Annotated in this window: 14 protein-coding genes; 10 read left to right on the forward strand and 4 right to left on the reverse strand. The window is 67.0% G+C overall.

Annotation, left to right across the window (positions count from 1 at the left end):
- The first annotated feature begins 13 nt into the window (after positions 1-13).
- From rpsT to ACFQPG_RS06145, 6 genes are all read left to right on the forward strand, one after another.
- Entirely contained in the window at positions 14-277 is a 264-nt protein-coding gene (rpsT, locus tag ACFQPG_RS06120) for a 30S ribosomal protein S20 (RefSeq protein ID WP_380811043.1), read from the forward strand.
- A gap of 370 nt (positions 278-647) precedes the next feature.
- The gene (gene dnaA / locus ACFQPG_RS06125; protein ID WP_380811045.1) at positions 648-2048 is read left to right on the forward strand and encodes a chromosomal replication initiator protein DnaA; all 1401 of its coding nucleotides are present in this window, start codon (positions 648-650) and stop codon (positions 2046-2048) included.
- Positions 2049-2120: 72 nt separating this feature from the next.
- Positions 2121-2666: a YdcF family protein gene (locus ACFQPG_RS06130; RefSeq protein WP_380811047.1), complete on the forward strand. Its 546-nt coding sequence runs from the start codon at positions 2121-2123 to the stop codon at positions 2664-2666.
- Positions 2667-2810: 144 nt separating this feature from the next.
- Positions 2811-3065, forward strand: a complete 255-nt coding sequence (locus ACFQPG_RS06135) for a hypothetical protein (RefSeq protein WP_380811049.1) — start codon at positions 2811-2813, stop codon at positions 3063-3065.
- Positions 3066-3168: 103 nt separating this feature from the next.
- On the forward strand, positions 3169-4092 hold the full coding sequence (locus ACFQPG_RS06140) for a hypothetical protein (RefSeq protein ID WP_380811051.1): 924 nt from the start codon (positions 3169-3171) through the stop codon (positions 4090-4092).
- Positions 4089-5108 carry a nucleotidyltransferase family protein gene (locus tag ACFQPG_RS06145; RefSeq protein WP_380811053.1) on the forward strand — a complete coding sequence of 340 codons (1020 nt, stop codon included), beginning with the start codon at positions 4089-4091 and terminating at the stop codon, positions 5106-5108. Before ACFQPG_RS06140 ends, ACFQPG_RS06145 begins: the two co-directional genes overlap by 4 nt.
- Positions 5109-5172: 64 nt before the next feature.
- Here the strand turns inward: ACFQPG_RS06145 and ACFQPG_RS06150 are convergent, their stop codons facing one another.
- From ACFQPG_RS06150 to secB, 4 genes are all read right to left on the reverse strand, one after another.
- A complete protein-coding gene (locus ACFQPG_RS06150) occupies positions 5173-5910 on the reverse strand; it encodes a DUF4136 domain-containing protein (RefSeq protein WP_380811055.1) in 738 nt (245 codons plus the stop codon).
- Positions 5911-5996: 86 nt separating this feature from the next.
- Positions 5997-6992, reverse strand: a complete 996-nt coding sequence (gene trpS, locus ACFQPG_RS06155; RefSeq protein ID WP_380811731.1) for a tryptophan--tRNA ligase — start codon at positions 6990-6992, stop codon at positions 5997-5999.
- Complete coding sequence (gene murJ, locus ACFQPG_RS06160) at positions 6992-8545, reverse strand: murein biosynthesis integral membrane protein MurJ (protein WP_380811057.1); 1554 nt, start codon at positions 8543-8545, stop codon at positions 6992-6994. The genes trpS and murJ overlap by 1 nt, the downstream gene beginning before the upstream one ends.
- Positions 8546-8572: 27 nt before the next feature.
- On the reverse strand, positions 8573-9112 hold the full coding sequence (secB, locus tag ACFQPG_RS06165; RefSeq protein WP_380811059.1) for a protein-export chaperone SecB: 540 nt from the start codon (positions 9110-9112) through the stop codon (positions 8573-8575).
- Between the two features lie 187 nt (positions 9113-9299).
- On the opposite strand from secB, the gene ACFQPG_RS06170 reads away from it, so the two are divergent.
- From ACFQPG_RS06170 to ACFQPG_RS06185, 4 genes are all read left to right on the forward strand, one after another.
- Positions 9300-9953, forward strand: coding sequence for a Tim44/TimA family putative adaptor protein (locus ACFQPG_RS06170; protein ID WP_380811061.1), 654 nt, complete (start codon positions 9300-9302; stop codon positions 9951-9953).
- Positions 9950-11149 carry a murein transglycosylase A gene (locus ACFQPG_RS06175; RefSeq protein ID WP_380811063.1) on the forward strand — a complete coding sequence of 400 codons (1200 nt, stop codon included), beginning with the start codon at positions 9950-9952 and terminating at the stop codon, positions 11147-11149. The genes ACFQPG_RS06170 and ACFQPG_RS06175 overlap by 4 nt, the downstream gene beginning before the upstream one ends.
- A complete protein-coding gene (locus ACFQPG_RS06180; protein WP_380811065.1) occupies positions 11130-11654 on the forward strand; it encodes a Smr/MutS family protein in 525 nt (174 codons plus the stop codon). Before ACFQPG_RS06175 ends, ACFQPG_RS06180 begins: the two co-directional genes overlap by 20 nt.
- 106 nt (positions 11655-11760) lie before the next feature.
- Positions 11761-13440, forward strand: coding sequence for a putative bifunctional diguanylate cyclase/phosphodiesterase (locus tag ACFQPG_RS06185; protein ID WP_380811067.1), 1680 nt, complete (start codon positions 11761-11763; stop codon positions 13438-13440).
- The last annotated feature ends 1 nt before the right edge of the window (position 13441 follow it).

The raw sequence follows: 13441 nt of genomic DNA on the forward strand, positions 1-13441 counted from the left end.
CGAGGACTCATCGATGGCGAACACGCCGCAAGCCAAGAAGCGCATCCGCCGCAACGCCAAGCGCGCCGAGATCAACGGTGCCCGCGTCGGCCGTATCCGGACCTTCATCAAGGCCGTGGAAAGCGCGCTGGCGGTTGGCGACAAGACGGTAGCCGCCGAAGCGCTGAAGAACGCCCAGCCGGAGCTGGCCCGCGGAGTCGCGCGCGGTGTGATCCACAAGAATACGGCATCGCGGAAGTTCTCCCGCCTGACCAAGCGGGTCAGTGCGCTGGGCTAGACCTGGCGGCTCCTGTGCCGTTACGAGACGAAGCCGCCGGGTCGCTCCGGCGGCTTTTTTCGTGCCCTTGCGGAAAGCGCTGATTTCCCGCGATTCGCAGCCAACGCCGAGTTAACAGAGCCCAGGGAACGGCGGTTTTGCGAGGGTAACGGCGGCCCCTAAGGGGAATGGCCTGTCAAGCGTGAATATTTCAATCCGATGAAAAATCGGCTCTTGCCGAGCCGCGTCGAACCTCGCAAAAACCCCCTCCGGCAGTGATTCCACTGGGGGGATGCACGCAGGACAAGGGATGGGGGCGCCGCGACTCGGGTCGGGCGCAAACCCTTCCGTGTGCCCCTGCGGGGCTTGTTGCGAAGGAGGGCTCGAGGGCGTGAATCAAGGGCTGGAAATCGCATCGGGAATCGACACCAAGACCATCGCCAGCCCCCTTTGTGCTGCCTGGGAGACGATCCGCGCCGGCCTTCGCCGTGATTGCGGAGTGCGGACCTTCGACGGCTGGCTGAAGCCGGCCGAGCTTGGCGCCTTTGACCCCGAGTCCGGCGCACTCGACATCGTCATGCCGAGCCAGTTCATGGCCGACTGGGTGCGGTCCCATTTCGCCGAGCGCCTGGCGCTGGCATGGAAGACGACCTTGCCAGTGGTTCGCGAAGTGCGGATCGTTGCCGGCGACGGCGCGCCGCGTCCGACCGGCCTGCTGATCCTGGAAGAAATCCCGGCTGCGCCCGAGCCGAGCGGGGTTGTCCACCCGCGCCCGAACTTCGATCCGCGTTACACCTTCGACAGCTTCGTGGTCGGCAAGGCGAATGAAGTGGCGGCAACCGCCGCGCGCACCCTGGCCCAGGCGGACAGCGTGACCTTCAACCCCTTGTTCCTCCACGGTGGAACGGGACGCGGCAAGACCCACCTGCTGCACGCGATCGGGCACACCTTTCTCGACCGCAACCCGCATGCCCAGGTCGTCTCGATGTCGGCCGAGAAGTTCATGGTCGAGTTCGTCCGCGCGATCCGCGAGAACGACACGATCGGCTTCAAGCAGCGGCTGCGGTCCGCGGATCTGCTGCTGATCGACGATGTGCAGTTCATCGCCGGCAAGGAATCGACCCAGGAAGAATTCTTCCACACCATGAACGAGATCATCTCCGCCGGCCGGCGGCTGGTGATCACGTCGGACCGGGCGCCGCAGGATCTCGACGGAATCGCGCCACGTATCCTGTCGCGGCTGAGCTGGGGGTTGGTCGCCGACATCAACCAGGCCGACCTGGAGCTGCGCTACAACATCATCCTCAGCAAGCTCGCGCTGCTGCCGACGATCGTCATGCCGGGCAACGTGGTGGAATTCCTCGCAAAGCGGCTGACCGCCTCGATCCGCGAGCTCGAAGGGGCGCTCAACCGGATTGCAGCTTACGCGATGATGACCGGACGGGCGATCGATATCGCGTTCGTGGAGGAAGTGCTGGCGAACGTGCTTCGCGCGAACCAGCGGCGGATTTCAGTCGACGAAATCCAGACCCAGGTCGCCGAGCATTACCGCATCCGTAAGGCGGAGATGACCAGCGCCCGCCGGGCCCGTGAGGTGGCGCGTCCCCGCCAGGTCGCGATGTACCTGTCCAAGCAACTGACGCCCAAGTCGCTGCCAGACATTGGCCGCCGCTTTGGGGGTCGCGACCACACCACGGTGATCCATGCGGTCCGCCAGATCGAGAAACTGCGCGCCAGCGATCCCGAGATCGATGCGGCAATCCGGCTGCTCACCCGCCAGCTCGAAGGCTAAGCCGTCATTCACCCGTCAATGCGTCGGCCGCCATTGCGGAGGCTGGCGCGGCGTGCTTGCCTCGCGGCTATCGTGGGCTTCGCAGTCTGGCTGCTGGTGCTTGCCAAGCAGATCCAGGCCGCCGGGGAGATCCGCCCGTCAGGCAAGGCCGACGCCGCGATCGTCCTTGGCGCAGCGGTGTATGGCCGGGAACCGTCCCCGGTGTTCGCCGAGCGCATTCGGCACGGCATCCGGCTTTATCGCGGCGGCACGGTGCGCACGCTGATCTTCACTGGAGGCGATGGCGGCGGCGGGCATGCCGAGTCCCTGGTGGCGAAGCGCATCGCCATCTCCAGCGGCGTCCCAGGCAAGCATGTTCTCACCGAGGCCGTGTCGCGGACCACGCGCACGAACCTGCTGCATGCACACAGGCTGATGCGCGAGCACGGGCTGCGCAGCGCATTGGTGGTCAGCGATCCGCTGCATATCAAACGGGCGTTGCGGATGAGCAAGGATCTGGGAATTGCCGCGGAGGGCGCTCCAACCCCGACCAGCCGCTATCGCTCGTGGCGCGGTCGAATGGGGTTCCTGCTTCGCGAGCTCTACTTCTATCACCATTACCTGCTCACAGGCTCGTGAAGCCAGCCTGACGCCTGCGTGCAACGTGCGGCTGTTTCGCCCGAGGCGCCGTTACGGCCGAACAACGGCCTAGACCCCTTTGGCCGTGCCCCTTGGCCCCAGATGTCCTGTAGGCTGGCGACGTCCTGATGAGGGAGAGTCGCAATGCAGCCGGAACAGGAACCCAGGCCCGCCGACGATCGGCGTGACTTCCTGAAGAAGTGTGGCCAATTCGCGGTGCTGACGCCGCCGGCCGTGACCTTCCTCCTGTCCACGACCATGAGTTCCAAGGCCATCGCCAAGTCCGGTGGCGGATCGAAGCCGGGCAATGGCTTCGGCGACAAGAACCACATGCATTCGGGTCCGCCAGGGCAGGTCGGCAGTACGGCCACCGCTGGCAAGCCGCGTGGTCCGAAGTAAGCGGTAGCCGGCGATCGGCCCGACATGTTCCTCGGTGCGTGAAGACTCCCCTGCGGCGAGGGATGGGCTCGTTCGCGACCTGAATGGGCGCAGGCTGCTTTTCGTGGAGCCGGACCAGGCGATCTACGAAGTGGAATCCGGGTCGTCGCCCGACTGGCGCGACCCGGAACCAAGCCGGACGGTGCGCCTCCGCGCCCGACATGAGCCAAGGCTGGACGGGATGACCCTGGCCGTGGCCGGGGTTGCTGCGCAGCTGTGGGTTCCCGAAGTGCTGCTGCCCGACGCCGAAGCGGTCTTCGGACACCTGCGCGCCGAGCCGGGGCCGACCGAAGTGCGAATCCTTGCCCGCTATGCCGACAATTGTGCCACCCTCGAAGTTCCCGGGCAGGCTGACCTCCTCTGCCCGCCCGAAGAACTGCTCACGGTCGTCAAGGCGACCTTGATCGAGGAAATCCTGCGCTGCGGGCCGTACGAGGTCGCGTTTCATGCCGCGGCGCTGCAGGGGAGGCGGGGCATGGTGCTGCTCGTGGGAAGCCCTGGTGCGGGCAAGAGTACGCTGGGGATTGCGCTTGCCAGGGGAGGTCTCGCGATTGCGGCGGACGACGTGGTGCTGCTGCATGCGGACGGCTTCGCGTCGGGCCTGCCGTTTCCCTTCGCGGCCAAGGAGAGCAGTTGGCGGCTGCTGCAAGGGCTTTGGCCCGACCTGCACTGGAGCCCGGAACATCTGCGACCCGACGGTCGGCGTGCCCGCCATGTCTCGACCGGCGAAGCGTTCGTCAGCGGGCCGCAACCGGTTGCGGGCATCATCCTGCTCGACCGGCGGGAGGTCGGGGATCCCGACCTTCAGGTCATCGACCCTGTGGAGGCGCTTGCAGCGCTGATCGCGGAAGGCGCATCTCACGACGAGCGCCTCTCGGAAGCGGGCTTCGCGGCGCTGATCGGCATGCTGTCCCAGGCGCATTGCGCGCGCCTGACCTATTCGGGGTTGATCGCGGCGGCCGATCTGCTGGTCGCCAAATTTGCATGAGCAAGCGCGACGATCCCCTGCGCCTGCTCGCCCAGGCTCTGCGCGGTGGCCTTCCGGCGCCCGGCGAGTGGCAATCCGTCGTGGAGCTGGCCAGCCGCGGATGGCTGGTCCCGGCACTTCATCTGGCGATGGAGCGGTCGGGTCACCTGGCCGCCGTTCCGCGGGAAGTGCGGGATTACCTGGAGCTGCTCCACGATCGCAATCGCCAACGCAACGCAAGGCTTCGCGCTCAACTGACCGAGGCGGTCGCTGCCTTCAACGACGCGGGTATCCGCCCGGTCCTGATGAAGGGAGCGATCCATCTGTTCACCGGCCCCGAGCAAGCGCTCGGTGCCAGGATCTCGAGTGATCTGGATTTGGCCATCGCTCCCGACGAGTTCGATCACGCCGTCCTGGCGCTGCAGGGGCTCGGCTACCGGCAAAACGGCGAGAGGGAGTTCGGCCGGGAGCAGGACGCCGGAGAGATCGAGCTCCACATGGGACCGTCCGACCGATCGGCGAAGTATCTGAAAGGGGACCTGCGGCACTATTCGAAGGCGGCTGAGCGCTCGGGCGCAACGGCGTTGATCCCGTCGGCGACCGCGCAGGCGCTCCACCTGATCGTTCACGACATGATCAAGGAGGGCGACTACTGGCGGCTTCGACTGGACCTTCGGCACCTGCACGATCTGGCGGAACTCGCGTCCCGGCCTGATGGGGTGGATTGGCTTCGGCTGACGGACATGATGCCGGACAAGGTCGGGCGCAGAGCCGTGGCCATGCAGGCCGCTGCCTTGCGCGATCTCTACGCGATCGAGATTCCGGCGGACCTGGGGCTCGCCAACGGCGCGTTGGTCAGACACCGCTTCCGGAAAATGGCGACGACCCTTGGGACCGGCGGTGCGATGGCGAGACTCGCGGGCAATCTATCGTGGGGAACGCGGCGCATGCTGCGGGGCATGATCACCATCGACATGAGCCTGATCGGGCGCGGAGCACGCTATTTCACCACGCCTGCCAAAGGCTCGAGGGTTTAGACGCCGAACGAACAGGCCCGCCCGGATCTCTCCGGGCGGGCCCGTTTTGACATGAGCCTGCGATCTAGCGCGAGGTGCTGGTCGGCACGGTGATCTTGACCGTTTCGCCCGAGCGGCCGGGGAAGCCGGTGAACATCGCCTCAATCAGGTTCGGGACCAGGACACCGAGGTTTTCAGTGCGGGAGCGCGCGCGGGCGGTGCCCTCGAACAGGGACCGGTTGTCCGCACGGCTGCGGATGTCGAGGTCAAGCTCGCTGCGATATTCGGTGTACTGGCGAAGGCCGCGATCGCCGTACCAGAAGGGATCGTCCCAGCCGTAGTAGAAGGCCGAGCGCGGACCGTAATAGCCCCAGCGGGAGTAGTAGGGCCGTCCGCGATAAATTCCCCAATAGGGATCATAGGCGCCGAACCGGCCGCCGTAATAACTGCGGTAGAACGGGTCGTAGTAGCGGCTGCCGTAGAGAGAGTTGCCGCCGAAGGAATTGTCGACCACCACCACCTCGCGGCCTTCGTCCACGTCATAGCCAAGCTGGACGATCATGGTCGCGGCTTGCGGGCTTGCCGCCGGCTGATAGCCACGGGCGACCAAGGCGTTGGTGACCATGTTGGCGTAGCGCTGGAACTCCAGCCCGCCGCGCTGCGCCTCGCCCTGACCAGGAACGACGTAGAAGGTCTGGCCCTGCGGCGCGGGCATGGCCTGGAAGCGGGTGACTTTGGCGGGGAGGCCGGTGGCGCAGCCCGACAGGCCAAGCAGCGCAGCGCCGGCCAAGACGGCCGCGGCGGCTTTCCTGAGCATGTTCATCGTGGGACCCTCGTGAACTCGAAAGACGATCGTTGTGCCGCCGAGGTATAGCGCCCGCAGTGCTGAACGGTCGATGAAGTGAGGCGCTAGGCCGACAGGCCGAGGGCGCGTTGGGCTTCCGCAAGGGTGGGGGCGCCGAGCTGGCGGGCCTTGGCAGCGCCGGCGGCCAGGTGTTGGTCGGTCGTGTCAGGATCGGCGCGAAGCTGGTCTAGGCGGCCGCGAATGGGGGAGAGAAGGGCCACCAACGCGTCGGCGAGCGCCGGCTTGAACGCTCCGAAGCCCTGGCCAGCGAAGCGGGCGAGCACCTGTTCCTCGCTTTCGCCGCTGACCGCGGCCATGATCCCGACGAGGTTGCGGGCTTCGGCGCGGCCGGCGAGTTCGGCCGGGTCCTCCGGCAGCGGCTCGGGATCGGTCTTCGCCTTGCGGACCTTCTGCGCAATCGCATCGTCGCTGTCGGTCAGGTTGATGCGGCTCATGTCCGAGGGGTCGGACTTGCTCATCTTGGACGAGCCGTCACGAAGCGACATGACCCGCGCCGCGGTGCCGCCGCCGATGAACGGATCCGGCGGAACGAACAGTTCGGTGTCGTAATCGGTGTTGAACTTGATCGCGATGTCGCGGGCGAGCTCGATATGCTGCTTCTGGTCCTCGCCGACAGGGACGTGCGTGGCGCGGTAGAGCAGAATGTCGGCCGCCTGAAGCACCGGATAAGTGTACAGGCCGACGCTGGCGCCTTCGCGATTCTTGCCGCTCTTGTCCTTGAACTGGGTCATCCGGTTGAGCCAGCCGACGCGGGCGGTGCACTGCAGGATCCAGGCGAGTTCCGAATGTTCGGGCACCGCGCTCTGTGGGAACAGGGTGGAGCGGGCTGGGTCGATGCCGCTGGCGATCAGGGCCGCGGCCATTTCGCGGACGTTGGAGCGGAGCTGGGCGGGATCGACGTCGACCGTGATCGCGTGGAGGTCGGCGAGGAAGAACAGGCATTCCGCCTCCTCCTGCATCCGCACCCAGCGCAGAATCGCGCCGAGCAGGTTACCGAGATGAAGGCCGCCGGTCGGCTGGATGCCGGAGACGACGCGCATCATGCGGGCGCCTTCTTGCGGCGAAGGGTGGCAAGGGCCTCACGGTCGACACCGCCGATCAGGAAGGCAACCCCGAAGTAGACCGCCGCGCCGAGGCCGACGAGCAGCCCCAGGCCAATGGCGCGTTCCAGCACGTTGCCGAAGAACCAATCGGCCAGCGCCAGCCGGATTCCCCACAAGGCCGCAGCCATGGCGAGGGCGGCCACGATCTGGCGCGCGACCCGGCTGACCAGCCAGGTTGGCATGCGGAAATGGCCGCGGGCGTAGAGGATGCCGAACAGCAGGAGGAAGTTGATCCAGGCGCCGGTCGAAGTGACAGTGGCGAGGCTGTAGATGCCGATCCGCGGGATCAGCAGGAAGTTGGCCGGAATGCTGAGCGCGAGGATGCTCATCGCGATGTAGACCGGGGTCTTGACGTCCTTGCGGGCGTAGAAGGCGGGGGTCAGGACCTTGACCAGCACATAGGCCGGAAGCCCGGTGACCAGGATGGCGAGGATGTTGGCGGTGGTCGCGGCATCCTCACGGGAGTATTCGCCCCCCTGGTAGAGCGCGCCGATGATTGGCCCGGCAGCGACGACCAGCGCCAAGGTGGCAGGCAGGGTCAGCAGCATCGACAGGTCGAAGGCGCGGGCCTGAACGTCGGCGGCGGCAGCCTCGTCGTTGCGGGCGATGGCCTGGCTGATCGAGGGCAGGATGGCGACGCCCAGAGCGGTGCCGATGATCGACAGTGGCAGCTGGTTGAGGCGGTCGGCGTAGCTCAACATCGTCAGCGCGCCTTCGCCAAGGCCGGACGAGAAGTAAGCGTAGAACAGCTGGCTGATCTGGTAGGCGCCCGCGGCGACGGTCGCCGGAAGGATCAGGATCACCAGCTCGCGCACCGCCGGCGTCATTCGCGGACGGCCAAAGCGGAGATGCACACCGGCGCGGCGGACCGCGGCCCAGCACAGGGCGAACTGCGCGAGCCCGCCGAGCAGCACCGCATAGGCCATGAAGCGCACAGTCTCGACATCATCGGGCGGCGCGAGCAGCAGCCCGATGATCAGCGCGACGTTCAGCAAGGCCGGCGCGAACGCGGCGACGGCGAAGCGGGTCAGGGAATTGAGCACGCCCGACAGCAGCGCGACCAGGCTGATGAACAGCAGGTACGGGAACGTCCAGCGGGTCAGCTCTACCGCCAGCGGCAGCTTGCCCGGCACCTCCGCATAGTCCGGAACGATCAGCAGCAGCAGCGCCGGCATGAAAATTTCGAACAGCACGGTGACCGCCAGCAGCGCCGGCATGAACACCGCCAGGATTTCGTTGGAGAACTTCACCGCATCGTCATGTCCCCCGGCCGCGAGGCGGCGGCTGAACAGCGGCACGAAGCCGGACGAAAAAGCGCCTTCCGCGAACAGCCGCCGGAAGATGTTGGGGAGCAGGAAGGCGAGGTTGAAGGCATCGTTGGCGTGGCTCGCGCCCAGGATCCGCGCCGCGATCATGTCGCGGGCGAAGCCGAGCACCCGGCTGACCATGGTCAGACCGCCGATCGTGCCGGTTGCCTTGAGTAGGTTCATGCCTTGCCCCCGCCCCGGAGCCGCTGCTTACTGAAGGGAAGGACCCTCGCCGGCGCCAGGGATGGAACCCCCGTTCTCGCCGCCGTCTTCGCCGCCCTGAGCGGCCTGAGCTTGCGACATGTAGACCGCACCAAAATCGATCGGGTCGAGCATCAGCGGTGGGAAGCCGGCGTCCTGCACCGCCGAGGCGATCACCTGGCGCGCGAAGGGGAACAGCAGGCGCGGCGCTTCGACCAGCAAGAACGGCCCGAGCGCCTCTTCCGGCAGGTTGCGAAGTGCAAACAGGCCGCCGTAGCTGAGGTCGATCACGAAGTGGACGCCGCTTTGCGACCGCGCCGTGGCGTCGATCTTCAGCACCACCTCGTGCACGTCGTCCGCGACGCGGTTGACGTTGATGTTGAACTGCACGTCCAGCTGCGGGGGTTCCTGCCACTGGAACACCTGCGGGCTGCTGGGGTTCTCGACGGATAGGTCCTTGATATACTGCGCCAGCGCAGCGACCTCGGGCTGGTTGCCGCCATTGCCTTCGCCGCCCGGGAGGGGAGTGGTGGGATCCTGATCCGCCATGACTTGAGAAACCTTCGCGATCGTTTGATGGGGCACGATCGACACGTGCCGAACAAGGCGGCGCGAGTAGCAGGGCGGTTCAAGCGGTGCAATGCGCAAGCCGACTCGAACGGGAAGGTCGATATCGGGCTTTGAACAAACGGGCACCTGTCACTATGTTATGCGTTGAACCGAACGGAAAGCACTCTTGACCGCAATTGTCATCCTTGCCCTCGTAGCTTTGTTCATCGGCCTGCGCCTGTACAGCGTGCTGGGCGAGCGGACCGGTCATGAGCAGCAGCCGATCCTGAAGCCTGCCGATACCGACGCCCGGGTCGAGCCGCGTGCACCGGCCTCGCCGCTGGCTCCGGCCAACGCCCTCGATCCGCAGGACACCGCTTACCTGCCGACTGCCGGGCCGGGAGTGCGGGCGCTGCTCGCCGCCGACTCGGGCTTCGATGTCGCCCGTTTCCTGGAGGGTGCGCAGGCAGCCTACCGGATGATCCTGGAAGCGTTCTGGGCCGGACGGCTCGACGAGGTGCGGACGCACCTGGACGATCATGTCTACCAGACGTTTGCGCAGGCGGTCGAAGATCGGGAAGCGGCGGGGCACCGGCTCGACAATCGCCTGATCGCGATCGAACAGGCGCTGATCACCGAGGCCGCGCTCGACCGGACGGTGGCGACCCTGTCGGTGCGGTTCGAAGCGGATGTGGCGGCTGTGACCCGCAATGCGGAGGGCGAAGTGATCGCCGGCTCGCTCAGCGATGCGGTCCAGACCCGCGACCGCTGGACCTTCCGCCGCGACATCGCCTCGCGCGATCCCAACTGGCTGCTAATCGAAACCGACGAGGAAGAGTGAGGCTCCGCTCCAGTTTCGTCGCGCTCGCGGGAGCAGCGCTGCTCGCTGCGTGCGCCTCGCGTCCGGTCACTCCGCCGGCGACTCCATTGCCGCCGACCGCGCCCGTGACCCCGGCCCCGCAGCTGCCGCCACAGCCACCCAAGCCGCGCACCGCACTGGAAGCGGGCGTCAGCTTGGCCGCGCCCCGGACGTTCACGGCCGAGCAGGCGGCGCGCGCCCTGCCGGCCTTCCGGCTGAGTTGCCCGGCCCTCACCCGGCGGGCCGACGGCTCCGGCCTGACCAGTCCGGCGGCCTGGCAACCGGTCTGCGCCGAAGCCGCGCTCGTACAGCCGGGGGGAGAAGCCGCTTTCTTCCGGGACCGTTTCGAGTGGGTGCGAGTCGGAGCCGAGCCGGCCTTTGCCACCGGTTATTATGAACCGGAGATCGCCGGATCCCGCGTTCCGCTGCCCGGCTATATGCCGATCTACCGCACGCCCACGGACCTTATCCGCTGCACCCGCGCCGACGGCCAGACCGGGCGCGGACGGATCGATGAGGCGGGGCAGTGCGTGCTTTACTACACGCGCGCCGAGATCGAGGATGGGATCATTGGCGGGCGCAGCCTGGAACTCGCCTGGGCGGCCGATCCGGTCGATCTCTTCTTCCTCGAAATCCAGGGCTCGGGCCGGGTGCGGATGCCCGACGGCTCGGTAATGCGGATCGGCTACGACAATCAGAATGGCCGGGAGTATGTCGCCATTGGCCGGCTGCTTCGCGACCGCAACATCCTTCCTCCCGGCGGTGCCAACATGGGGGCGATCAGGGCGTGGATGCGCAGCCAGCCGGACGGCGGCAAATCGCTGATGCGCGAGAACCTGTCGTACATCTTCTTCCGGGAGCTGACCGGACCGGGGCCGCTGGGCGCGCTCAACGTTCCGGTGACGCCGCGCGGAACGGTGGCCGCGGACCCGCTGTTCGTGCCGCTCGGCGCGCCGATCTGGCTCGATGTGGACCGCTCCGAGGCCGATGGCTTGTGGGTTGCGCAGGACACCGGCGGTGCAATCAAGGGCGCCAATCGCTTCGATACCTTCTGGGGAGCTGGGCCGGAGGCGACCACGATCGCCGGCGGAATGGCCGCCAAGGGCGAGGCGCTGATCCTGCTGCCGCGCGGTGCCGTCGCCATGGCGCAGGCGGCCCGTGCGCAAGTTATCCGCTGACGAGCAGGAGTTGTGGTCGCGGGTGACCGCGACGATCCGGCCCTTGTCGCGCGAGCCCGTTGCCGCCGAAGACGCCCCGACCGGACCGCCGCCGCCGCCGATTGCGCGCAAGCCCAAGGGCCCGCCACCACGCCCCGCCGCGCCTGCCAGCGTTCGGCCAGCTCCGCGGCCGGGCACCACGCTCGACGGAGGGTGGGACCGCAGGCTCCGGACCGGAGCGGTCGAACCCGATCGCACCCTCGACCTTCATGGTCACAATCTGGACAGCGCCTGGACCGCGATCGACCGGGCGCTGGAGCAGGCGATTGATGCGGGCGATCGGATGCTGCTGCTGATCACCGGCCACGCCCGCGTTGGGGAACCGCCGGTCGAGCGGGGACGGATCCGAGCCGCCGTCCATGACTGGCTCGCCGTGTCCCGCCACGCCTCGCGGATCGCTGCCGTCCGCAACGCGCATCGGCGGCACGGCGGCGGAGGCAGCCTTTACCTCATTCTTCGCCGGTAAAGCGGGAAAATCGCCGGTCTGCCTGCACGTTTCCTTAACCCTCGTTGCTTAATGGCCGTGGGGTGCGGAGCCCTTCCGCGCACTGGGGGATTCACAAGCTTCGACCATGAAGGCCGGCACTGCCACCAAGATCAGCAACATGCTGTTGTCCGGCGCCGCCGGGGTGGCGTCGTTCGTCTTCTCGCTGGCTGCATTCCTGACGATCACCAGCTGGAACGAGCAGGTCATCGCCAGCCTAGTCGCGGGCGCGTTCTGCCTCCTGATCAGCTACATCGCCTCCGAACGTCCCAACAGCGACTCCTCGCGCGCCATGGCGGCGCTGCGCGAGCGGCTGCTGGCGGTCGAGGACGGCGACCTTCTCTCGCCCGCCCCGGCAAGCCTGCGCCAGGTCATGCCCAAGCTCGCGTCGGCGGTGGACAGCCTGTTCGCAGAAGTGCGCTCGTCAATCGACAATGCGCAGGCCTTGGGGATGTTCGATCCGGTCACCAGCCTGCCCAACCGGCTGAACTTTCGCGCGGAGGCCGAGCGCATGCTGGCCAGCGCGTCGGACGGGCAACTGCTGGCGATGATGTTCATCGACCTCGACCGCTTCAAGGCCGTCAACGACAGCCTTGGGCATGCCCGTGGGGATCAATTGCTGGTGATGGTCGCCAATCGCCTGCGGGTCGTCGTCAACGGCGAGGCGGCGCAGGGCGACAAGCGTCCGCTGCTGGCTCGCCTGGCGGGCGACGAGTTCACCATGTTCTTTCCGGCGCTGGACTGTCCCGAAGATGCCGAGCGGATCGCGCGGCGGGTTGTCCTGGCGATCGGCGAGCCGCTGGAGCTCCACGGCCACAGCATCGATATCGGCGCTTCCATCGGCGTGGCGCTGTCCCCGCGGCATGGCAGCACCGTGGAATCGCTGATGCGCGCTTCGGACGTTGCCATGTACCAAGCCAAGTCGCGCGGCGGCGGGCAGCATTGCCTGTTCAGTGACGAATTGGCGGCGGAGCATCTGAGCAAGGTCGAGACCGAGCGCTCGTTGACCGAGGCGGTCCAGCGCGGCGAATTCCTGCTGGCGCTGCAGCCGCAGCTCAGCCTAGTGACCGGCGAGATCACGGGGGCTGAGGCGCTGCTGCGTTGGAACCATCCGCACCAAGGCATGCGCATGCCCGCGACCTTCATTCCCGTCGCCGAGCAGACCGGGATCATCGGCGAGATCGGCGACTGGGTGATGGCCGAGGTGGCCTCCCTGCTCGCGTCATGGGACGGCGCCAGCAGCGGTCAGCGCCTTGCGTTCAACGTCAGCCCCCGCCAGCTCGACCGGCCCGACTTCATCCCGCGCTTGCGTGAGGTCTTTGCCGAAGCCGGAGTCCCTCTCCACCGGATTGAGCTGGAATTCACCGAGACGGCGGCAATGGAATGTTCGGCGGGCGTGCTCGAGGAAATTGCCGCTCTGCGGGCGGACGGCGCGACCATTGCGATCGACGATTTCGGCACGGGCTATTCCAACCTTGCACGATTGCGGGCGATGCCGCTCGACCGGGTCAAGCTCGATCCCTCGTTGATCGCCGACATCGAGCATGACGAAAAGGCCCGCGTGGTCGTGCAGGCGGTAATCCAGCTGATCCGCGGCGTCGGCTGCGAGATCGTCGCGGAAGCGGTCGAGACGGTCGCGCAGGCGGACATCCTGCGGGCGATGGGCTGCCACACGGTCCAGGGCTTCGTCTTTGCCCATCCGATGTTCGAGACGGAATTCGTGGCCTGGACCAGCAATGCGTCGCGGGTGGCCCAGAACGTGGCCTAGA

The organism is Sphingomonas sp. GCM10030256 (assembly GCF_042666415.1).
Classification (GTDB): domain Bacteria; phylum Pseudomonadota; class Alphaproteobacteria; order Sphingomonadales; family Sphingomonadaceae; genus Sphingomicrobium.